The organism is Trichormus sp. NMC-1 (assembly GCF_001858025.1).
In the GTDB taxonomy this organism is placed as follows: domain Bacteria; phylum Cyanobacteriota; class Cyanobacteriia; order Cyanobacteriales; family Nostocaceae; genus Anabaena.
On record NZ_LZQD01000002.1, the window covers coordinates 1,028,832 to 1,051,452 of the forward strand.

Here is a 22,621-nt window from a genome sequence, read left to right on the forward strand (position 1 = left end):
GAGAAGCAGAACCCATTGCAATCTGATATTTTAGCTACAGAAAATCTACCTCTTAAGGTTATGCAAACTCTGCCGACTCTTGAAACTACCAACGCTACAAGCCAACCTGCCTTTGATACAACCATCAAACGCCGCAAAACCCGTGCTGTCAAAGTAGGAGATGTCACCATTGGGGGAGGCTACCCCGTCGTGGTGCAATCCATGATTAATGAAGACACCCTAGATATTGACGGTTCGGTAGCGGGTATTCGTCGTCTCCATGAAATAGGCTGCGAAATAGTCCGCGTTACAGTTCCCAGTCTCGGACACGCGAAAGCTTTGGCGGAAATTAAACAGAAATTAATTAAAACTTACCGTGATGTGCCAATTGTGGCTGATGTGCATCACAACGGGATGAAAATCGCCTTAGAAGTCGCCAAACATATTGAAAAAGTGCGAATTAATCCAGGGTTATATGTATTTGAAAAGCCAAACACCAATCGCACTGAATATACAAAAGCTGAATTTGACGAAATTGGCGAAAAAATCCGCGAAACATTAGCACCGCTGGTGATTTCCTTGCGAGATCAAGGTAAGGCGATGAGAATTGGCGTAAATCATGGTTCTCTAGCCGAAAGAATGCTATTTACCTATGGTGACACCCCCGAAGGCATGGTGGAATCTGCCATAGAATTTATTCGCATTTGTGAATCTTTGGATTTTCACAATGTCGTAATTTCTATGAAAGCATCACGAGTTCCTGTGATGGTAGCTGCATATCGGTTAATGGCCAAGCGCATGGACGACTTGGGAATGGATTATCCTCTACACCTTGGCGTAACCGAAGCCGGTGATGGTGAATATGGCAGAATTAAATCTACAGCTGGCATTGCCACATTACTGGCTGATGGTATTGGTGACACAATTCGTGTATCTCTAACCGAAGCACCTGAAAAAGAAATTCCTGTTTGTTACAGCATTCTGCAAGCGTTAGGTTTGCGGAAAACAATGGTTGAGTATGTCGCTTGTCCTTCTTGCGGACGGACTTTATTTAACTTAGAAGAAGTGCTGCACACAGTCAGAGAAGCAACCAAACACTTAACAGGGTTAGATATTGCCGTCATGGGTTGTATTGTCAATGGCCCTGGAGAAATGGCAGATGCTGACTATGGCTATGTCGGCAAAACTCCTGGTTACATTTCTTTATACCGTGGCCGAGAAGAAATTAAAAAAGTCCCAGAAATACAAGGTGTAGAGGAATTAATCAACCTCATTAAGGCTGATGGCCGTTGGGTAGATCCTTAATTATGACATTGGCGACCATTAAGGTCGCCTGATATTTGTCATCCTAAATCTTCATTTTGAATTTGGAATTGCTGACCCTGTGTTAGATTGGGCATACTGACTATAAATTTTCCCTCTGACACAACTGTCATTATGGTGATTACAAAAAGTAGACTTGTTTTAGGTGCTACGGCAGTAACGCTCTCTACAATTGCTGTTACTAGTCTTGGCATTCACTCCCGTGGTCAGGCTTTATTTAAAGCAAGTCCCAAGGAATTAGTAGATGAAGTGTGGAACATCGTTTACCGTCAATATGTAGATGGGACTTTCAATCAGGTAGATTGGCAGGCTGTTCGTAAGGAATATTTAAGCAAGTCCTACACTAATCAGGAGGAAGCTTATAAGTCCATTCGGGAAATGCTTAAAAAGCTAGAAGATCCTTACACCCGATTTATGAACCCAGAGGAGTTCAAAAGTATGCAAGTAGATACTTCTGGAGAACTCACGGGTATTGGTATTACTATCAGTCAGGATGAAAAAACTAAGAAATTGGTGGTGATTGCCCCAATTGAGGATACACCTGCCTTTAAAATAGGGGTTCTGGCTAAGGATATCATTCTAGAAATTGATGGCAAAAGTACTGAAGGGATGGACACTAATCAGGCTGTATCTCTCATTCGTGGTGAAGCCGGAACCTCAGTCAAGCTGAAAATTCAGCGAAATGGTCAGACAAAGCAATTTAACATCACCAGAGCGCGAATTGAAATTCATCCAGTTAAGTTTTCCCAGAAGCAAACACCAGCAGGTAATATTGGCTACATTCGCCTGAACCAGTTTAGTGCCAATTCTGGCAAGGAAATGAAAGATGCTATTAACAAATTAGAAGACAAAAAAGTATCTGGTTATATTTTAGATTTACGTGGCAACCCTGGTGGTTTACTATTTTCCAGCGTGGAGATTGCCCGGATGTGGCTAGATAAAGGGATAATTGTTTCTACTATTGACCGTCAAGGTGAGCAAGAACGGGAAATAGCTAGGGGACGAGCTTTGACGACTAAACCTTTGGTAGTCTTGGTAGATAAAGGTTCAGCTAGTGCCAGTGAAATTCTTTCAGGGGCTTTGCAGGATAACAAACGCGCTGTTTTGGTGGGTACGCAAACTTTTGGTAAGGGCTTGGTACAATCGGTGCGCCCTCTAGAAGATGGTTCAGGTTTAGCGGTGACAATTGCTAAATACCATACCCCCAGTGGTAAAGATATTAATAAACATGGTGTTGATCCAGATATAAAGGTGGAGTTGACAGATGCTCAAAGACAAGATTTGTGGCTACGTGAGCGCGATAAACTCGCTACTCTAGAAGATCCTCAATTTGCTAAAGCTGTGGAAGTTTTAGGTAAGCAAGTTTCTCAAAATACTACAACCACAAATAAGAATTAAATCCAAAATCCAAAATCCAACATCTAAAATCCAAAATCCAACATCTAAAATCCAAAATCCAAAATCCAACATTAAGTGGGTTGGCATTTTCCAGCCCTAATTAATCCAATCCGCCGCGAAATAGGTTCTTGTGGAGTACTAAAACTTCCCCATTTTTCCATAATGTCTGGGTTGTTGTCCTCAATTTTTTGGCTGGGGACTATTTCACATTTTTCAGATTTATGCTTGACAATATACCAAGTTTGTGTATTTTCTTCAGTCATCGCAAAATTTTGATTTGTGGTTGACTTTCGATAAATGCAATATAACGATGCAAATATTACATTAACCAATTGAATAAGTTACATAAATAACAGATGATAAGAATGACATTGTTTGTTACTGCTATCACCCACTACAAAACACACTACGTAGTGGGTTTTATCTTCAGTACTTTGGCGTAATTAAACTTAATATACAGCAGATTGTCGTTAGATGAGGTACAGGATGGGAGTGTCAAAGCTCTAGTTCTAGTTGTTGTTCACTCTCTGCTGTGGGGAATATTTGGGGGAGTTGGTCGATTTGAAAGTACTGGTGAAATTTGGGTGTGACTTGTAATGAGTAAGAACGAGAATCGCTATCTCGACGTTTGCGAATAAAACCCAATTCGACAAGTTCGGGAACGTGTTGATATACTCCTGAACCGCGTAAGTTAATTAAATCAGTTTGGAGTATGGGACTATGGAGAGCGATCGCAGCTAAAGTCCGTAAAGCGCCTACACCTAATTCTACAGGTATCAAAGTTTGTACTAAATCATGAAAATCTGACCGCACTTGCAAACTGTAGCCATCGGAGGTTTCTAAAACTTCCAAAGCACTATCTCGACGGGCATAATTATCCATGAGTTCAATTATGCCTTCTTCGGCTGTAGAGCGATCGCACGCGGCATACTCGGCAATTTCACTCAAGGACAAGGGTTTACCCTTTAAATAGAGAATTGCTTCTATTTTGATCGCTATAGATATATTTTTAGGCATTTTTAACCAAGAGTTAGTGGGCAGAGGTAGGGTGCAGCGGGCAGGAGGCAGGGTGCAGCGGGCAGGAGGCAGGGTGCAGGGAGAAAAAGGGTTTTACTCTACTTAATTGCTGATCAAACAAACTCTCCGCGTCCCCGCGTCCCACTGTCTCCGCGTCTTCCCCTCCCCCCATCTCCCCATCTTTCCATCTCCTCTACTACCTATTACTGAGGATAAATTCAGCGATCGCTAAATCTTGGGGAGTGGTAACTTTTAAATTAGTCTCCTCTCCTGGTACTATATGCACTTCAATACCGCATTTTTCAAACAAAGCCGCATCATCCGTGACTTCCCAACCTTGACGTACACCCTCAGCATGACATTGTTTTAACAACTCAACATCAAAACCTTGGGGAGTTTGAGCCGCCCAAAGTTGACTTCGCTCTGGTGTACTTTGAATTATGCCACTTTCATCCACAACTTTAATTGTGTCTTTGACAGGTACAGCAGCAATTAACCCAGGATAATGGCGAATAGCGTCAGCACAAGCATTGAGTAAATCGGGTGTAGCTAGACAACGAGCGCCATCATGAATTAATACTTGTTTAGCATCTGCTGGTAATGCCAGCAAGCCATTATGTACTGACTCTTGCCGAGTGGAACCACCAGCAATTAACTTTATGGGTTTAGTTAGTTTTAAATCAGCCATAATTGCTTTTAAGTCTTGCCAGTCATGAGGTTGGGAAATAATTCCTATCCAACTAATAGAGCTTGCTGCTTCTGCGGCCAGTAGAGTCCAGGCAATAATCGGTTGTGAGCGTAACTGTAGTAAAAGTTTATTGCGATTAGCACCCATTCGTTTGCCGGTGCCAGCAGATGGAATTAGTAAATACACAAATTTCCTCAATTTTTAAACTGGGGACTAGAGAGAAATCAATTCAAATTTCAAATTTCAAATTTCAAATTTCAAATTTCAAATTTCAAAATTAAAGCCAACTCCTGCCTCATGGGGACTGCTTTTGGTAAGAGATTAACCAATTAGGAATTATGAATTACGAATTATCAATTATCCATTACCTATATTCCCCTAAAATAAGGAGCGAGTAAGCTTCCATAAATATTATGCGTGTAGTAGCCCTTGTACCTGGCTCAATTGGCAACCAGATTCTCTTTTTTGCCACATTAGATAGCCTGAAGCGTTATTACCCGAACGCTCAGATAGATGTCATTGTGGAACCCCGGTCAAAGGCTGCCTACCGAGTGAGCAAGTCAGTTCATGAGGTATTGACCTTTGATTACAAAGATCGTAATAGTCTAGCAGATTGGGGTAACTTGGTTGGCACAATACGCGATCGCGAATATGATGTCGCCATTGCTGTTGGACAAAGCTGGTTAGTAAGTTTGTTTCTCTGGTTAACGGGAATTCCCACACGTATTGGCTACAAAGGCAAGGGTGCTGGTTTTCTCACCAACACAATATCAATGAACACATCCCAATATGTGGCAGCGATGTATCATGACCTGTTGCAACCTTTGGGAATTGACACACCTTGTCCAGAGTTAGCAGTAAATGTACCCAAATCAGATATTGAATGGGCGCAACATGAGCAAAAACGCCTAGGGATACATGAAACAGGTTACATCCTGATCTATGGTGGTTCTGGCCAGTTGTCCCAAATAGATAATTCAGATACAAGCTATCCTGTAGCAAGTTGGCAGCAAATTATTCAAGATTGCCAACAAAAACAGCCACAGTTACCAGTAGTGGTGATTAAAGAGGCTGACGATGATAAATTTGTGCGTTCACCAAAACTGGGCGTAACGCCATTGCTTTTAGAATCTTGTCCAGATATCAAGGTTACTTGCCCCGATAATATTGGCAAATTGACTGCCATAATTGGCGGAGCGAGTTTAATGATGTCTATCGATAGCGCACCACTACAACTAAGTGTAGCTGTTCAAACCTATACTATTGCTCTACTGGGTGCTATCAATTCCATACATTTGTTACCAAAAAGTGATAAATTTCTGGCGATTCAATCCCCTACTGGTAAAACAGCCGATATTCCACCTGCAACTGTGTTAGAAAAAATCTGGGGTGGTTGAATACCAAGTTTAGATTTTAGATTTTAGATTTTAGATTTTGGATTCAATTACAACAAGCACTTCCCGGTGTTATGAGGTACAAGAACCCAACCCCCTAAGAGCAAGCGATGAGGGGGCTATGATGTAATTCATAAGAGCGGAAACCGCTGTAAAAATCTAAAATCCAAAATTTTTATCATCTATTTCCTACTCTGAATCTCATTAGCGTAAGTAGCCATCATGAACTGCGTACACCAGGACACATGAAAAACTTATTATTCCCCTCATCGCTTGCGGGGAGGGGTTAGATAGTGAAATAATGCTTTCCGAAATGACATCAGGAGAAAGAAATTTTGCTTTGCTAGTTGAACATTTGCTAAATAAAATTGAAGCCCCAGAATATCGCCAAGTTAATGTAGAAGCATTGATGGAATTAGCCGCCATAGTCGCTAATAACCCCAGCTTGCAAATTGAAGAATATATAGTTTTAGGTAAGCACTATTACAAATTAGTTTTTTCAATCATCTCAAAGAAAGCATCATCTAACTCATAACCTAGAATTTGTGCTAGAGACTTGAGCCGAAATGGAGTCGGGATACCTTGCTCTTTTAGCCAAGCACTTAAAATAAAGATTTTGTGCATCAAAAAGATTTCTAAGGCTTCAGGGTTGTACTGTATGCCTTCTTTAGAACTGAACTGATGGGGTACTAACATAGCAGCGTAACGGGCTAATTCTCCCCCTTTCCAATCTAATAAGAATGGTAACCAGGGATACTTAGCATCGAGCCGCACAAACCACAGGCGCACTTCGGGAATTTCTGAAAGCTCCCTTGGATCATTTTTTTCCCGTGCGTAGTTAATCTCAAAGGAAAGTAGCTGTTCATTAGATGTAATAGTTTTGTCTTGTATTAGTGGTTCAATCACCGTTAATGCAGGTGACAAATCCAGATTGTTAATGAAGTCGTTATTGAGGCTGATTGTGATTGTCATTGACTGATTAACCGCTTTTTTGATCGCTCAACAGTAGAATCGAGAATCCACATTGACATACTCCCACGCCTTTAGGCTGGTGAGTATGTCAAGAATTAATTCAAGGGTTGAATAATTGCTCTTAAACCTTTACTACTCAAAATTTGAACCATTTCACTGGCGTTATTTTGACTACTAAAAACGCCTACTTGCATCACCCTGCTACCTTGCCAGGTTTTGGAAAAAGCATCAGGGGCTACGGAAAGCACTACTTCCCGCTGTTGGTTATTTGTAACTGGAACTATGACACGATAACGTACACCCCTGGGAGTAGTTGTATAAAGTTTGGGTGCTGATATTATTACTGAATTGTTAGGGAGAGATGCTTGAGGTGCAGTAAACTCAATCACTCCCGGCTCAATTTGCACATAATTTAACTGCCGTGTCTCTGGTTGTTCTCCAGGGGTAGTTAGCTGGGAATTGTTGCTGGGGAAAGAAGTCTGCACATTAGCTGGTATTGGTGATAGTTGACCATTTTGGGAAGTAGTTCTGCGACTGGGCAATATAGCTAAATACTGGTTGGGAGTTTTGGGAATTGTGGGGGCAGCAAAAACAATTTCTCTGCCTTGAGGTATTTCCTGTATTGAGACAGAATCAGGTGGAAACTTTCTGGCTATAGGGGCCGTTCTGGCGTTAAAATCTACATTGCCAATGATGCGGTTTTTGGCTAGGTTGTTGCCTGGGGCAGAGATTAACTGCTTGGCAGCTTTAGCATTAATATCATAGCGACCATTATCCCGAAATTCATTTCCACCTGGTTCTGTGAAATTACCTAAGTCTGGTGTAGCTTGGGCAATTATAACCAACCCATCTTCTTGACTGCCTGCAATTAAATTATTCCGCAAAGTCGGGCGGGTATTTGCTTGTGCAATAATTCCTGATCTGTTGTTCAGAATTTGATTTCTGATAATTACAGGAGCAGCATTCTGGGCAATGTTAATGCCAAAACCAGTTTGTTGAAAGATATTTTCCAGGACTTGAGGACGGGAATTACCAGTCACAGTGATGCCATTAGCGCCATTGCGGTAAAAATAATTGTTGCTAATAGTCGGTGTAGCATTGCCTGTGACGGAAATCCCATCTTGGGTATTAGCAGTGAATGTATTTTCCTGAACTAGGAGATTGGTTGATTCTAACCATAAACCATATCCACGGCTATTGGTGTTTGTGACTGTAACTCCAGTTAAACTTGTTTGGTTAGCACCAACAATGGTAACGTTTTGACCACCAAAGCTACGACTTAGGTATTCGCCACCGCCAATAATTTTGATATCTCTGCCTTTGTTGCGAATGTCTCCTTGAATGGCTACACCTTGTTTGAGGAATAAGGGAAATACTTCTCCGGTTTTTGCACTGTATGTACCCGCAGAGAGGATAATGAGAGTATCCGGCTGGGCTACTTGCAAGGCTTGGGTAATTGTCTTCCAAGGAGCGCGATCGCTACCATTACCTAGTTTGTCATCTCCAGCACTTGGGTTGACAAACAAGACGTTAACCTGAGAGAGTATTTTCTCATTGTCCAGTTTCCGTTCTCCTGAGATGGTAATCTGAGCGATGGCACTGCTAAAACTTGTGTTTAAAAGTGCTATACTCACGATTCCTAAAGCAAAGGTTAAACTCAATATTGAGGCAGGCAAATCTGAATATCTGCCGAGTTGAGGAAAAATAGGCTTTGTGGGCAGGATATCTGCTCTACGGTTATGAAAAAATTTAAACGGAGGCATCAAATTTAACTAACTCCTGTAGAACACACACTGAAGTTTTATACTTTTCATAGGGTAATATGTGGATAATATTACTCATAATTTGACCAATTGGCTATTTTTCATGCAATTTACTTAGTAAATATTTAATGATACAAATATTATGAAACAGGCTGGAGGTTTTATGATTGGACTAACAACGGAGTTGTTGTAATGGTCGAAGCCCACAGCCAAAAACAGCAAGTACAGCAAGTGGTTTACCGCATTTTAGACGCAAACTTAGACCGCGCTCGTGAGGGTCTGAGAATTATTGAGGAATGGTGTCGCTTTGGCTTAAATGATGCCCAGTTAGCTGGAGTCTGTAAGCACCTACGTCAAGAGATAGGTAACTGGCATACGGCACAAATGAGGGCGGCACGAGATACTCCTGGCGATGCTGGTACTGATTTAACTCATCCCCAAGAAGAACAACGAGCTAATATCACATCCTTGTTGCAAGCCAATTTTTGTCGTGTTCAAGAAGCACTGAGGGTGCTGGAGGAATATGGCAAGCTGTATGACCCGAATATGGGTAGTGCTTTTAAGCAAATGCGCTATCAGGTTTATACCCTGGAAAGTAATTTAATGGGTTATCAGCGTCATCACTTATTATGGCGATCGCGCTTATATTTGGTAACTTCTCCGGTAGATAATTTGTTTGAGACTGTGGAAGCGGCTCTCAAAGGTGGTTTAACGCTGCTACAGTATCGAGAAAAGACGGCTGATGATGTGATTCGTCTGGAAAGAGCCAGAAAACTTAGGCAGTTATGTGATGATTACGGGGCTTTATTCATTATCAATGACCGCGTAGATTTGGCTTTGGCTGTCAATGCTGATGGGGTGCATTTGGGACAACAAGATATTCCTATTGCTATTGCGCGGCAATTGCTAGGTCCCCAGCGTTTGATAGGACGCTCTACCACAAATCCTCAAGAAATGCAAGGGGCAATTGCGGAAGGTGCGGATTATATTGGTGTGGGGCCAGTATATGAAACGCCGACAAAAGTAGGTAAGGCGGCAACAGGTTTAGAATATGTCAGCTATGCGGCTCAAAATTGTCCAATTCCCTGGGTGGCAATTGGGGGAATAGATACTAGTAATATTAATGATGTGATTGATGCGGGAGCGCAAAAAGTGGCTGTGGTGCGATCGCTCATGCAAGCTGAACAACCGACTTTAGTCACACAGTATTTTATATCCCAACTTTATCGGAAGTAGAAAAGAAGGTGACAGGTGACAGGTGACAGGTGACAGTACTGTAGGGGCGGGGTTTCCCCGCCCAATTACCAATTACGAATTATGAATTCTAAAGTTATTTTGCAAGTAAATGGAGAAACACAAAGTTGTTTATCCGAAATGTCTTTACCTGAGTTACTTCAGCAGTTGGGTTTTAATCCTCGGTTGGTGGCGGTAGAATACAATGGTGAAATATTACACCGTCAGTTTTGGTCAGAGACTAAAATTGAAAATGGCGATCGCTTGGAAGTAGTTACAATCGTTGGTGGTGGTTAATCAGTTATCAGTTGTAGGGGTTTAGCAGCTAACATTGGTGTCAACTTAACGTAAAAGACTCTTCATTGACGTTATATCCAACTTACTCAATGACCAATCAATCCAGAATCACCCCACCCCCGTTTTACTAACGTAAAACTTCCCCTCCCCTCAAGAGGGGAGGGGACTAAGGGGTGGGGTAGAACGGCTGTGGGAAAACGGTTTGAGCTTAAGTTGATACTCATGAGTAATGCGCTTTACCCTTACTTAATGAGTTATCAATTTACTGCTGCAACAAACAAGAATAACGAGATTCAGGTGCATATAGCCAACGGTGATAGGTTTTGCGTTTAGCTAGTTCTTGTCCTTGACGACCAAGTTTTTCCCGTAGTTGTTTGTCTTGACACAAACGCTTAAAGGCTTGTAAAACTTCATAGCCTGAATCTGGATTTACCAACAGTCCATTCTCTTCATGGTGAACTGTGTCTAAAATACTCCCTAAGCGAGAAGCAATTACAGGTTTACCAAAGTATTCTGCTTCTAAATAAACCATGCCAAAATTATCTATGTTTTTAGCTTTTTCTGACTCTATAGTTAGCATGGCGAAAATGTCGCAGGCTGCATAATAACTGGCTAATTCACGTTCGGCTACATAGCCAGCAAAGTGTACTCTTTTATCTACTCGCAAACGCTGGGATAGATTTTTTAGCTGTGGTTCACATGGACCTTCACCGCAAATGATGTAGTGAACATCTACACCAATAGTTAATAGTAAGGGGATGTTATCTATTACTCGGTCGAAATTTTTATGCTTGAGAAATTTACCGACTGAGAGAATCACAATTGCGGTTTCGGGAATGTTGTAAACTTGACGTAAGCGGACACGTAATTCTTCGAGATGACTAGGACTGGTGGGAGTACCAAATTTTTCTGGTCTGACTACTGGGTTAATGACGTGGGTAGGAGTATCTACACGAAATTTAGTTCTTAAAGTATCTCTGATATGGGAACTGTGACATACAATTCCTGCTGCCCGTTTTAGGGTAATTTTAAATAGCCATCTCCACAAAGGATTAGGTGTAATACTAACCAAATCATTACCGTGGAGATAGATAAAAAATCGAATGGGTAAGATATAACTGAGTATTAACAAGGCTAGAAAATCTTCACCATGACACCATTCAATGTAGCGGTAACGATAGCGGAAATATAGCTTAATGGCTAGTAATAATGAGCAAATAATATTAAAAAAAGACTTGAATATCTTGCTCAATACATTACCACAGCAGAAACTAAAGTATGGCCAGCGATAAACTGGAAAATTTTGCGCTTTGTCAAATATTTTATCTCCTGAACAACCAGCGGCTAATACAATCACTCTGTCTGGATCTTGCAAACAGCGATTATATACATATTCTCCAATTACAGCCTCTTGCGGACGGAAGATGCGGGAGATAACTAGGATATCTGGATAAGTTGTATTGTCCCTAAATTGTGTCCCTATTTGTGAAATATGTTCCATGATGATGTTTTAAATAAACTTGATATCCTTGAACTAATCTTGAACTAATTTTTAATTTGTCGCAGATTGATTGGCGATAAGTGGAGTTGAAAACTCATAGCTTATCTGGCTAAATATTTTGTAAAGATTCGGAATTGAAAATCAAGAATTAACAATGAAGGGAGATTGATTTTTAAATTGGCTTGTTTATATTTTTGTCGGCAATTGACTATTGATATCAAGTCCGGGTAATTGCTGATCAAAAAAACTCGACCCGTCACCGTGCGGTTCCCTAATGATAACTATATCTCTGACGAGACGCTACGCGAACAACCTGACACGATATGATGGATGATTTTTGGGCATAATCAACTTGAGCTAGATTTTATCGCCGATAGGCATGAGGCAATTTCTGGGAGAATGCTGGTGAAATTACTAAATCTAGCTGATATTAATAGACTAGCCTAAATATATCCAAAATCCATGCCAAATTGCCAAAATATCTCTAAAAAATTGATACTTTAGGCAACAGATTGTATTTCCTAAGAATGATTTATATTTGTTCATGCTATTGTAAAATTTTTCATCAGTCTAACCGGAAATTGATGGTGTTTATTCTTTTGTCGGCAACAGAATAAATTACCAATTTGTATATTTTTACCTCTGTACAGATGTTGATAATTTCCACTCGGAGACATAGGTAGTATTTGTTATTTTTTTATTGATTGCATCTGTATTTATAGTAGCTTTGATGACTTCAACCCCCTGCCAATATGTGCTGAATATTCTTTCCCTATCCGGAAAAAAATTATCTGGGTATGTGTCAGTTTATGAAGTAAGATTTTTGATTCAATTGCAGTGAATACAGAAGAGAATAATATCAAGTCCGGTTGAATAGTTATCATTAGGGCTGATGCTTTGAGGCGGAGAGATTTTAATAACAGGTGATGATCTGGGCTTGATATAATTAATAGATTCCCAAGTTATGTATTTGCAAAGATGTTTCGCGGTACGGTTATCTCCGCGAGAAATCCCCCCTGCGTTTGCTGCCAACCCAAGATAATACCCTGTAGATTGGATATATAGCTGCACAATGCCAAACTTATCGGCTTGTGGCTATTACCTCCTACCAATGGAGGGAGAAAACTTAAAAATACTGCAATTCCAGATTAGTTATGCATAAAAAAATACAAAGAATCTTCAAACCCCTGTTAAAAATCACCTTTGTCCTCAGTCTGGTGCTGGCTTTAGCGCTGGGTAATGCTGATGGTGCTTTAGCTGCACGCAGTGGCGGACGTATTGGTGGGGGTTCCTTTAGAATGCCTTCTAGCCGCACTTACACACCACGCACCTACTCACCTGGTGGTGGGGGATATTATCCTGGTGGCGGTTTTGGTGGTGGTTTTGGCTTTCCCTTCCTACTTCCCTTGTGGGGTATTGGGGGAGGTTTTGGCGGCTTGTTTGGTATTTTAATCTTTTTTGCGATCGCTAATTTCTTAGTCCAAAGTTTCCGCCGTGTTAGCGGTGAAGAAGGTGAAGAAGTAAGCTACAACAGCAATCCCGGTGTTTCTGTTACTCGTTTACAAGTTGGTTTACTAGCACAAGCTAGAGGTTTACAAACCGAACTTAACCAAATTGCCGAAAAAGCTGATACCAACACCTCAGAAGGAAGAACAGAAATTTTGCAAGAAGCGAGTTTGGCTTTACTACGTCATCCTGAATATTGGGTATATGCCGGTGGTGGTAGCCAACAAGTGAAATTAAATGCTGCTGAATCACAATTTAATCGCTTGTCATTGGCTGAACGCAGCAAGTTTAGCGAAGAAACTCTTTCTAATGTTAACAATCAGCTAAAATCTGTTCTGGCTAAAGAATTACCCGGTGAAATCGATAACCCCACTCGTCTGATTAGTGAAGGGCCTGGAGAATATCTGATTGTCACTTTATTAGCTGCAACTTTGGGTAAATTTGAAATTCCCCAAATTAATAGCGCCGATGATTTACGTCAAGCTTTGCGACAAATTGGTAGTCTTCCTGGTGAGAAACTTTTAGCTCTAGAAGTGTTGTGGACTCCTCAAGCCGAAGGTGATACTTTGACTTCTGATGATTTGTTTGCTGAGTATCCTGATTTGAAGTTGGTTTAACCAAGCTTTAGTCATGTAGGAAAATTTCTCGTTTCTCGTTCGTTTCTCGTTCCCATACTCTGTATGGGAATGAATTCTACAAGGCTCTGCCTGTGGGCGTGACAGTAGAGTCGGAGACTCTTGGATAGCATTCCCAGTCAGAGACTGGGAACGAGATAACAATATAAATTTTAAGATAGTTCTTCCTTATCAAGTTCATGATAACAAAATTTAAATCAATCGTCAACCCCCAAAACTCCCTTTTTTTCCTTGACTTACTTCTTGCATTCAGAAGAGAATTCTGGGGATAGACAAACTTTAACTGAACAAGAAATTAGCACCAAATAAGTTAACATTCACATCAGCACCAATAAAGCCAGATGTACCGGATAAAGTAACTAATAACTGACCTGTACCAAAACCAGCATTACCCGCAATATTATTACTAATTCGCAGTTGTGTATTTGTACCTGATTTCAGCACATCAATAGCAGTAATGCCGGTAAAATTGAGTTTATCACCACCGACACCACGGACAAACTGATAAACGGTATCTGCACCATTACCAAAGACATACTTAACGTTATCTACTGCATTATCGTTTAAACCTAAATAAAGGATGTCGTTACCAACTCCACCAATGAAGGTATCTGCACCTGCACCACCATTGAGAATATCATTACCAGCGCCACCAGTTAAATTATCTGCCCCTGTACCACCTTTGATCAAATCATTACTGTTAGTACCAACAAAAGTAACTTTTCCCGCAAATCCACTTAAATCAAATCGTTCAAATCCTACAATAGTTGTGCCTGTAATATTCAAGAGTTGATTGGTAGTGTTATTGGCATTAATGGAAATACTATTTGCAGTTGTACCGCCCTTAATAAATAGGGTATCAATTCCCGTACCACCATTGAGAGAATCTTGTTGTTGTAAATTAGCAAAGACGCTGTTAATGCTGTCATTACCGCTTTGAGTGTTGATAATATCTTTTTCGGCAGTTGTGGTAATACTTTCGTTATTAATAGTACCTGTAAAAACGTTATCTAAGTTGTTGATATTAATGGTTAATGGTTTTTCATAAAATAAATTACCTTGATCTGTAGTGCGAACTCTGATGCTATAATTATTTTTGGTTTCATAATCGAAAACGAATTTGCTTTTGAGTTGATTGCCGACTATTGTAAATAGGTTATTATTTGTAGAACCTGTTCCTGCAACTAAACTATAGATGAAGGTATTACCTGGATTTGGGTCTGTGCTGCTAAAGTTGCCAATAACTGTATTAATTAATTGATTTTCGGCAATTTTGTTGTTAGATAAAGTCAAGTTTGTAGGGGCTTGGTTAGGAAAATCATCATTAAGAATTGTACCTGTAATGGTTGGATTTGTTCCTATTTTATAGGTTGCTGCTGATGATAAAGTTATAGCAACAGTTTCATTATTTTCAATGATTGTATCGGCAGTGGGGTCAATCCTTAAAGTTGCTGTGGCAGAATTAGCCGCAAAGGTAATTGTGCCAGTGGTTGTATTAAAATTAGTTGCCCCAATTTGAGTATAATCGTTATTAAAAGTAGCTGTCCCCCCGACTTTATAGTTAACGGTTAAGGGGTTGGTTAAAGTGCCATTGCGGGTAAAGGTGTAAACTAGATTTGTTACACCATTTTCGGTGACGCTGGTGGGATTTATCGCTAGGTTGATAATAGGTAAAACTGTAACTGAAAACTGATAATCTAAGTAGTCACCAAATAAATTTGTAGCGCGAAGGGTAATATTTGCAGTACCAGTTTGGTTAGGAAGATAATCGAGTAAAAGTTGCTTATTATTAATAATAGGAGTGACTAAGGTGGGTTTGGAGTTGCCAACTACAGTAAATTTAAGTTCATCCTGTTGTGTAACGGTGATGCTACTGTGACGAATAAAATTATTATCTCTGTTAATAACAGGTTGGGCGGGATTATCGACAACAAGAGGTAGATTTGTAAAGGCTGGATTAATGCCACTTCCGTTGTAAGTTCGTACGGACGAAATAGCATCAATAGTAGCTAAATCATTATTAGAAAGAACTTGTCCAAAGACGGTAAAACCGCCATTTTGATTATTGAGGTTAGTGGAGTTATCTGCTAGGTTAAAAAACCATTGATTAGTGGCACTATTAGGATCATTACCTAGTTTAGCCATAGCGATGGTTCCGCGCACGTTAGAACGCTGGGTACTAAATTCATTCTGCACCGGTGCGTTAGCGGGAATGCTTCCTACAGCTAGGTTATTGACTGTAAACCCACCACCTTGAACAATAAAGTTACGAACAGAACGATGAATAATGCTGTTGGTATAACTGCCATTATTGACATAGTTGCGGAAATTTTGAACTGTTTTTGGTGCGCCGGCTCCATTTTGGTCGAATAGGACTACATTAATTACTCCATTGCCTATTGATGTATTTGCTAAGTTAAAATGGGCTACGAGTCCTGTTGTGCTAGGGTCATCAAAGTAGTTTATTAAATTTAGATTAGTATCGGCTGCATTTACTCCCACAGAAATGTTATTGATGGGGGTGGTGACAATAGGTGTAAATCTGAGCATATTGTTGATAATAGTTAGGGTTTTCGTTTTATATTTGCCAATAGATAGGCATTAAAAAACCGCTGAGGTTATTGCCTGCGGCTGCATTATTATTGCTAGATACTTCTTCCTTATCAATTTTAGGATAACAAATCTCAAACCCATTGTCAACCCCCTAAGGCTCTATCTTTGCGTTTAGTTCAAAGTTAAAAAAGCCGTTTAAAATATTAGACATCTCCGGAAAAGTAGAGACGTTCCATGGAACGTCTCTACACCTAAATCCACAGATGGTTTCAGTAACACCGAAAAGTTTATGAAACTACATCGAAAACTTTCAAATTCAGTGAATGCCTAAGATAATGCGGATTAAAACTCTATCCTCAATTACCGAAGTATCAGTAATTTATTAGTTTCAATTTAAACTATTCCTTAAGGTATAGTCAAGCATATTTATATTAATTTCTCTTGATTTTCTGTTTCTTTACGCTAATTTCACGAAAATTCATTTAAGTATTTGTACAGAAAATCCAAAGCACCGAAAAACCTAACCCCCTACCCTACAAGGGAAGTGGGAAAATCAAAGTCTCTCTCCTTGTAGGAGAGAGATTTAGAGAGAGGTTTCTTAATCCATTTATTTTAGCTAGAGGCCAACCCTTACCACGTAAGCGCAGGGATTGACCAGAACGCACACCTGCCGGCAGCTTAACATTGACATTGCCATCGGGTGTAGGTACATCAATGGTAGCGCCTAATGTAGCTTCATCTGGTGTAATTAGCACTTCACAAACTAGATTATCACCCTCAATTTGGAAAAAAGAATGGGGTTGGTTTCCAACTCATTCCTGTGCAGAAAACGCCACTCGAAAACCTGACATTCTCAAACCATCATCTGCTTCATTCCAACTGCGACTCGCACTGCGACAAAGTTCAGCACTGAAATTCCAAGCACCACCGCGCAAAACCCGACGATGTATATCACCACCAATGTCCCACACACTACCATCTATAGGTGCGCCATTATAGTTATTATGCCAAGGATCAGCACACCATTCCCAAACTAACCCATGCATATCATACAACCCAAAGGCATTTGCTACTTTAAAACTGCCTACATTTGTTGTTTCTTTGCGGAACCTGGTTTTTGGTTCTACAGCATAAAAATCACCACCGCTACAGTTAATTAAATCAGAAGTAATCCGTTCTCCAAAGTGAAAAGATGTGGTTGTTCCCGCACGACAAGCATATTCCCATTCGGCTTCACTTGGTAAACGATAATTTCGTCCTGTTTTCATTGACAACCGCAAACAAAATTCTACAGCTTCATACCAAGAGACATTTTCTATGGGGAAATTTGCACCTTTAAATCTTGAGGGGTTGGGGTTTAAAGCTTGGACAATTTCTGGTAAAGCTGCTACTGCTTTCCATTGTGATTGAGTAATGGGATATTTCCCCATATAAAAAGGTTCAACTATAACTTTGTGTTGAGGATATTCTTCAGCATCACCTTCAAATTCTGGTGAACCCATTAAATAAATTCCGCTGGGAATTGATACCATTTCTAAATTAACGTTTTTATTTAATTGTTCTGTAAATAATTTGGCGCTACGTCTGTCGCGGTTAACTTCTCTCCCTCCTGTGTCTACTGTGACGACATAAAATTCAAATGTTTCTAAAGGTGGTACAGGTACGATGACTTTTGGAGGAGGAGGTGGTGGTAATTGTGGTAATTGTGGTTGAGGAATGGGAGGAATTTTTAATGCTGCTGGTGGAGATAATTCGGCTTTCAAGTCATTTAAAACTTCTGTTGCTGACTGATATCTATCGCTGGGGAAATGTTGGAGTAATGTATCTAATATTCTTGTTAATTCATCACTAATAGTAATACCCTTTTCTTGTAAACGTTCTTTCCATAACCATTTTGCATTCATGGGATTATAAAGAGGATCTTTAAGTCCATAGGTATCTTGCATAGGTAACTCTTGAGTTAATAACCGTACACAAGTTACTCCCAAAGCATATAAATCACTAGCTTGACAAGCAAAACCGGCCATTTGTTCTGTTGGTGCATAACCTAATGTATAAATGGCTGTGGCTTGTCTGGCTATGCTGGTGTGAGTAACTTGTTTTGCACCACCAAAGTCAATTAATACAGGTTTATTATCTGTATCTTGACGAATAATATTTTCAGGTTTGATATCCCGATGAATTACGTTTTTTTGGTGAACAAATTCAAGTACTGGTAATAAATCAGCTAAAAGTTGACGAATTTGGGTTTCGTTATAAGCCTGTTCTTGAACTTCTTGGAGGAGAGTTTTACCAATAATAAATTCCTGGACTAAATACAAACTAGCACCTTGTTCAAAGTAAGCTAATAACCGGGGAATTTGGGGATGATTTTCGCCAAGTTCATATAATCTAAAAGCTTCTTCTTTGAAAAATTCGGCTGCTTTTGCACGTTGTGCTGTTCCCTGAACTTGAGGAAAAAATTGCTTAATTACGCAAGGTGCATTTAGTCTATCTACGTCTTCTGCTGCGTAAGTTTTACTAAACCCACCTTCACCTAATAATCGCAAAACACGGTAACGGTTTCTGAGGTGTTTTCCAAATGTACCGTGTCCGCAAACGATGCAAAATTTACTGTAGTCAGGGTTGAAGGGGTTTGAACAGTTGGGATTTTGGCAAATTTGCATAGTTGAGGGGAAGATAGCATCTTTTCCAAAGTCGTCCCCAATATTATCTAATTTATAAAAGATATTTAGGTCAGTAAACAAGGATATCTATCTATGTCCTGACATTGGCTGATTATGGGAATAAAAGTGAAGAGAATATGTTGATTTATTTATGTTTCTGGGGAGGTTTTATCTGTTATCACCCTATTTACTAATTTTCGGGTGACTATATATGCGCGCACGGATTCCCATTATAATATTAATAATAGAAGAGTTTGGGGATCTTGTCAAGTGTTTGGTTTACTGATATTCAACTTACTCAATTACCATCGAAGAACCCCACCCCTAGCCCCTCCCCGCAAGCGAGGAGGGGAACTTGATGTACAGATTTTGGTTTTTGGTTTGTACTTTATTCACTTGCAATCTGCTGTATCTGTTTAACCGATTACGAATTAGGAATTACGAATTATTTTCTCCGGAAATGCGAATTAATTCAGCTATAACAGCGACAGTTCCAGTGATAGAAATTAACATGACGCTAAGAGCGTTAATATCAGGTTTGACTCCGGTTCTAATGCGGCTAAATATTTCCATAGGTAGGGTGTTGGAACCGCTACCGGCGGTGAAGCTGGCGATGAGAAAGTCATCTAAACTGAGGACAAAGGCTAGTAAACAGCCTGATATGATACCGGGCATTAGTTGTGGTAAAACTACTTTGAAGAAGGCTTGAATTGGGGTTGCACCTAAATCTAGTGCGGCTTCTTCGAGATGAGGATCTAGATTATTGAGTCGGGATGAGACTACTAAGCTGATGTAGGATAGACAAAAAACGATGTGGGCGGCTACGATTGTCCAGATGCTGAGGGGAATGGCAAAGGCGGCTAAACAAACTAGAGTGGCAACTGCGATCGCAATATCAGGAATTAATAATGGTAGATAGGATATGCCGCGATATAATTTTTTACCAGGGAAGTTATAACGCGCTAACCCCACAGCCATCATGGTTCCCAAAACGGACGAAACTGTGACTGCACTAAAGGCAACTAGTAAACTGTTATTTACAGCGGATAAAATGCGATCGTCCCGGAACAGTGTTTTATACCATTCTAGGGTGAATCCTTTCCATGTGGCACTGTAGGGTGATTGATTGAAGCTATAAAAACCTAGTACCAGGATAGGCAGGTACATGAACACAAATATAACTAGTGAGAAAACCGCCTGCCATGAGACACGCGGTTTTTTGATTGTTTTAGAGATATTCATATAGTAATCCGGTTTGATTTCTGAATTGATTGGTGTGGGCAGGGAACAGGGAACAGGGAACAGGGAACAGGAAAGAAGGTTTTCACTATTTACTGAGTCTTGTTCAATAATCAAATAGGAGTCCTATATTTAGTTCTATTTTATCTTATATTCTCATACCATAAATAAATTATCAAAGTCAAGGTATCGCCGTTGCTTCCGTATCATATTGACATAAAGATAGGGCGGGAAGCTTGAAAGCCCAATAGACTTCTATCTGCTGTCGTGCAGTTATTTTCACCTTGGCTAACTTTTTCCATCTCCAGACTTAAATAAATAGACAAATTACCCTAGAGATTGGGGATAAATAGGAATTGACCAATTTGGGAATATTTGCAGTTTTTATCAGAATTATTCAGCAATTAAACGACAATTATCTGATAATTAAATTGCTAATTTACCTCTTGAGGTGAATATGATTTCCCTACCTAGGATAGACAAAAAATATCGAAGTTTCAGTATAAGATGCAATAGCAGTTATCCATGTAGTTGGTGTTTTAAGTGATTTACTGCTATAGTGAATCACTGGACATGATTGGACTTAATTTAAATCAAACAAATAAACACCACTTATTTTTTAGAGTCTTATTTTTTAGGAGGTTGATAATGAGAATTGCTCAAATTGCTCCACTGTGGGAGAGAGTACCTCCTCCAGCTTATGGTGGAATAGAATTAGTAGTTGGATTATTGACTGATGAATTAGTCCGCAGGGGACATGAAGTTACATTATTTGCATCAGGTGATTCTCTGACTTTAGCAAATTTGATATCGGTTCATCCTCGTGCTTTAAGACTTGATAAAACTGTCAAAGATTGCAGCATTTATGAATCGCTACATCTAGCTTCAGTCTATGAGCGAGCCGAAGATTTTGATATTATTCACTCTCATATGGGACATACGCCCATAGCATACACGAAACTTGTGAAAACGCCTACAGTTCACACGTTGCATGGAATTTTTACACCAGATAATAAAAAAATCTTTCAATATGGCAAAAAACAGCCTTATATCAGTATTTCTGATTCCCAAAGGGAAGCTAGTTTAGGGTTAAATTATGTCAGCACTGTTTACAATGGCATTGATGTTAGTAGTTATGAGTTTTATCCTGAACCAATAGATGAGCCTTACTTGGCATTTTTGGGTAGGATGTCTCCAGAAAAAGGGCCACATTTAGCTATTGAAATTGCCAAAAAAGCTGGTTGGCGATTGAAAATGGCAGGTAAGGTAGATATGGTAGATGTGGAGTTTTTTGAAAAAGAAATTAAACCACATATTGATGGGGAGCAAATTCAGTATTTAGGTGAAGCTAATCATGCTGAAAAAAATGTTCTCATGGGAAGTGCTGTCGCAACTTTATTCCCGATCACTTGGCGAGAACCGTTTGGTTTAGTAATGGTAGAGTCAATGGCTGCGGGTACGCCAGTAATTGCGATGCGAATGGGTTCGACGGAAGAAGTAATTGCTGATGGTGAAACCGGTTTCCTTTGCAATAATACACAAGAATGTGTGAATGCGATTGACAAGGTAAATAAGTTAAACCGTTATGCTTGTCGGCGGTATGTGGAAAAATGTTTTAGTGTAGACAAAATGACTGATGGGTATGAGGCGGTTTATCAACAAGTTCTTGCTGAGAGATTTGCTAAAAATGGTCATTTCCGCACTCCTGTAGTTAATTTAATTTAGCGCGAATTTCCTCAATCCGTTGGCGATTTACTCCTAAGTCGCCATAACCTAAGCGGGAAGCTGAACGTACATGAATGATGTTAGAGTTCCGGTCGAGATAGAATTCTACATCATCGACAAATCCCATCAAAGCACTTTTGAATTCTGCATATAAATAATCTTCTGTTTCGGTAATTATCTTAGTTCTAGGTAAAGACAGAATCAGATTTTTCAGATTAGCTAATGCTTGTTCTGGGGTGGATGTAAAACTCAGGGGTGCGATTTGATGAAGTGAATCTGAAGCCTGACTGGAGACACAGTTAGGGCTAGAAGGACAGGGTGCTAATTTACCTGATTGAACGCCTAAATTATTTGGTCGTTGGCCTGCAAAGATCATAGGATTAAGTAGGGGTAAAAAAATCAGAATTAGAATGCTAAGAAAGATAAAACCTAAAAAGCTTCTTGTTGTTTTTTGAATCGACACGAAAAATATTAATCTATGATTGGGTTCATGATTCCATCATAAATGAAGGTGGTTAATTGAAAATTAAAAATATCAGACAAATAGAGCGATCGCTATCTTCCTTCTTCCCTGCCACTTGCGTATTGTGCTAATAACCACAAAGCATAACGCTCTAATCCTACCAAAATAGCTGTGATTGCCAGCGCCCAGGCAAATAATACCAGGTTACTGACGTTATTTGCTTTTAAAGCAAAACTGAGGGATGTGTGCGATTCGTTGATAGCTGAATC

17 protein-coding genes and 2 pseudogenes are annotated in these 22,621 nt (G+C 39.9%); 8 read left to right on the forward strand and 11 right to left on the reverse strand.

Features of this window, described 5'->3' with window-relative positions:
• The first annotated feature begins 60 nt into the window (after positions 1-60).
• Both ispG and ctpC read left to right on the forward strand, forming a co-directional pair.
• The gene (gene ispG / locus A9Y75_RS11260; protein ID WP_071189690.1) at positions 61-1,284 is read left to right on the forward strand and encodes a (E)-4-hydroxy-3-methylbut-2-enyl-diphosphate synthase; all 1,224 of its coding nucleotides are present in this window, start codon (positions 61-63) and stop codon (positions 1,282-1,284) included.
• 132 nt (positions 1,285-1,416) lie between these two features.
• The gene (gene ctpC, locus A9Y75_RS11265) at positions 1,417-2,700 is read left to right on the forward strand and encodes a carboxyl-terminal processing protease CtpC (RefSeq protein ID WP_071189620.1); all 1,284 of its coding nucleotides are present in this window, start codon (positions 1,417-1,419) and stop codon (positions 2,698-2,700) included.
• 71 nt (positions 2,701-2,771) lie between these two features.
• Here the strand turns inward: ctpC and A9Y75_RS11270 are convergent, their stop codons facing one another.
• The 3 genes from A9Y75_RS11270 to ispD form a co-directional block, all read right to left on the reverse strand.
• Positions 2,772-2,963, reverse strand: a complete 192-nt coding sequence (locus tag A9Y75_RS11270; protein ID WP_071189621.1) for a DDE transposase family protein — start codon at positions 2,961-2,963, stop codon at positions 2,772-2,774.
• 232 nt (positions 2,964-3,195) lie between these two features.
• Positions 3,196-3,717 carry an SMC-Scp complex subunit ScpB gene (gene scpB, locus A9Y75_RS11275; protein WP_071189622.1) on the reverse strand — a complete coding sequence of 174 codons (522 nt, stop codon included), beginning with the start codon at positions 3,715-3,717 and terminating at the stop codon, positions 3,196-3,198.
• A gap of 196 nt (positions 3,718-3,913) precedes the next feature.
• Entirely contained in the window at positions 3,914-4,591 is a 678-nt protein-coding gene (gene ispD / locus A9Y75_RS11280) for a 2-C-methyl-D-erythritol 4-phosphate cytidylyltransferase (RefSeq protein ID WP_071189623.1), read from the reverse strand.
• A 227-nt stretch (positions 4,592-4,818) separates the two neighbouring features.
• Between ispD and A9Y75_RS11285 the strand changes: the two genes are divergently transcribed.
• Together A9Y75_RS11285 and A9Y75_RS11290 are read left to right on the forward strand one after the other, a co-directional pair.
• Positions 4,819-5,802 (forward strand): glycosyltransferase family 9 protein, encoded by a 984-nt coding sequence (locus tag A9Y75_RS11285; RefSeq protein WP_071189624.1) that lies wholly within the window; start codon positions 4,819-4,821, stop codon positions 5,800-5,802.
• A gap of 283 nt (positions 5,803-6,085) precedes the next feature.
• Positions 6,086-6,271: pseudogene (locus A9Y75_RS11290) on the forward strand (hypothetical protein); the annotation flags it as partial.
• 11 nt (positions 6,272-6,282) lie between these two features.
• Here A9Y75_RS11290 and A9Y75_RS11295 read toward each other — a convergent pair.
• Positions 6,283-6,771, reverse strand: a complete 489-nt coding sequence (locus A9Y75_RS11295; RefSeq protein ID WP_071189626.1) for a CRR6 family NdhI maturation factor — start codon at positions 6,769-6,771, stop codon at positions 6,283-6,285.
• Positions 6,772-6,866: 95 nt separating this feature from the next.
• Complete coding sequence (locus A9Y75_RS11300) at positions 6,867-8,534, reverse strand: DUF1565 domain-containing protein (RefSeq protein ID WP_071189627.1); 1,668 nt, start codon at positions 8,532-8,534, stop codon at positions 6,867-6,869.
• Positions 8,535-8,726: 192 nt separating this feature from the next.
• On the opposite strand from A9Y75_RS11300, the gene A9Y75_RS11305 reads away from it, so the two are divergent.
• Positions 8,727-9,770: a thiamine phosphate synthase gene (locus A9Y75_RS11305; protein ID WP_071189628.1), complete on the forward strand. Its 1,044-nt coding sequence runs from the start codon at positions 8,727-8,729 to the stop codon at positions 9,768-9,770.
• 81 nt (positions 9,771-9,851) lie between these two features.
• Positions 9,852-10,064 (forward strand): sulfur carrier protein ThiS, encoded by a 213-nt coding sequence (gene thiS / locus A9Y75_RS11310; RefSeq protein ID WP_071189629.1) that lies wholly within the window; start codon positions 9,852-9,854, stop codon positions 10,062-10,064.
• Positions 10,065-10,326: 262 nt separating this feature from the next.
• Here the strand turns inward: thiS and A9Y75_RS11315 are convergent, their stop codons facing one another.
• Positions 10,327-11,565 (reverse strand): glycosyltransferase family 4 protein, encoded by a 1,239-nt coding sequence (locus tag A9Y75_RS11315; RefSeq protein WP_071189630.1) that lies wholly within the window; start codon positions 11,563-11,565, stop codon positions 10,327-10,329.
• Positions 11,566-12,719: 1,154 nt separating this feature from the next.
• Between A9Y75_RS11315 and A9Y75_RS11320 the strand changes: the two genes are divergently transcribed.
• Positions 12,720-13,688, forward strand: coding sequence for a DUF1517 domain-containing protein (locus A9Y75_RS11320; RefSeq protein ID WP_071189631.1), 969 nt, complete (start codon positions 12,720-12,722; stop codon positions 13,686-13,688).
• A gap of 297 nt (positions 13,689-13,985) precedes the next feature.
• Here the strand turns inward: A9Y75_RS11320 and A9Y75_RS28420 are convergent, their stop codons facing one another.
• The 4 genes and pseudogenes from A9Y75_RS28420 to A9Y75_RS11345 form a co-directional block, all read right to left on the reverse strand.
• Complete coding sequence (locus A9Y75_RS28420; RefSeq protein WP_071189632.1) at positions 13,986-16,256, reverse strand: peptidylprolyl isomerase; 2,271 nt, start codon at positions 16,254-16,256, stop codon at positions 13,986-13,988.
• Between the two features lie 614 nt (positions 16,257-16,870).
• Positions 16,871-17,062: pseudogene (locus tag A9Y75_RS11330) on the reverse strand (DnaJ C-terminal domain-containing protein); the annotation flags it as partial.
• Between the two features lie 9 nt (positions 17,063-17,071).
• On the reverse strand, positions 17,072-18,925 hold the full coding sequence (locus A9Y75_RS11335) for a bifunctional serine/threonine-protein kinase/formylglycine-generating enzyme family protein (protein ID WP_071189634.1): 1,854 nt from the start codon (positions 18,923-18,925) through the stop codon (positions 17,072-17,074).
• Between the two features lie 438 nt (positions 18,926-19,363).
• A complete protein-coding gene (locus A9Y75_RS11345; protein ID WP_083389549.1) occupies positions 19,364-20,167 on the reverse strand; it encodes an ABC transporter permease in 804 nt (267 codons plus the stop codon).
• Positions 20,168-20,812: 645 nt separating this feature from the next.
• Between A9Y75_RS11345 and A9Y75_RS11350 the strand changes: the two genes are divergently transcribed.
• Complete coding sequence (locus A9Y75_RS11350) at positions 20,813-21,889, forward strand: glycosyltransferase family 4 protein (RefSeq protein ID WP_071189637.1); 1,077 nt, start codon at positions 20,813-20,815, stop codon at positions 21,887-21,889.
• Here A9Y75_RS11350 and A9Y75_RS11355 read toward each other — a convergent pair.
• Complete coding sequence (locus A9Y75_RS11355) at positions 21,876-22,265, reverse strand: DUF1499 domain-containing protein (protein WP_071189638.1); 390 nt, start codon at positions 22,263-22,265, stop codon at positions 21,876-21,878. The two genes, A9Y75_RS11350 and A9Y75_RS11355, sit on opposite strands and share 14 nt — an antisense overlap.
• Between the last annotated feature and the right edge of the window lie 356 nt (positions 22,266-22,621).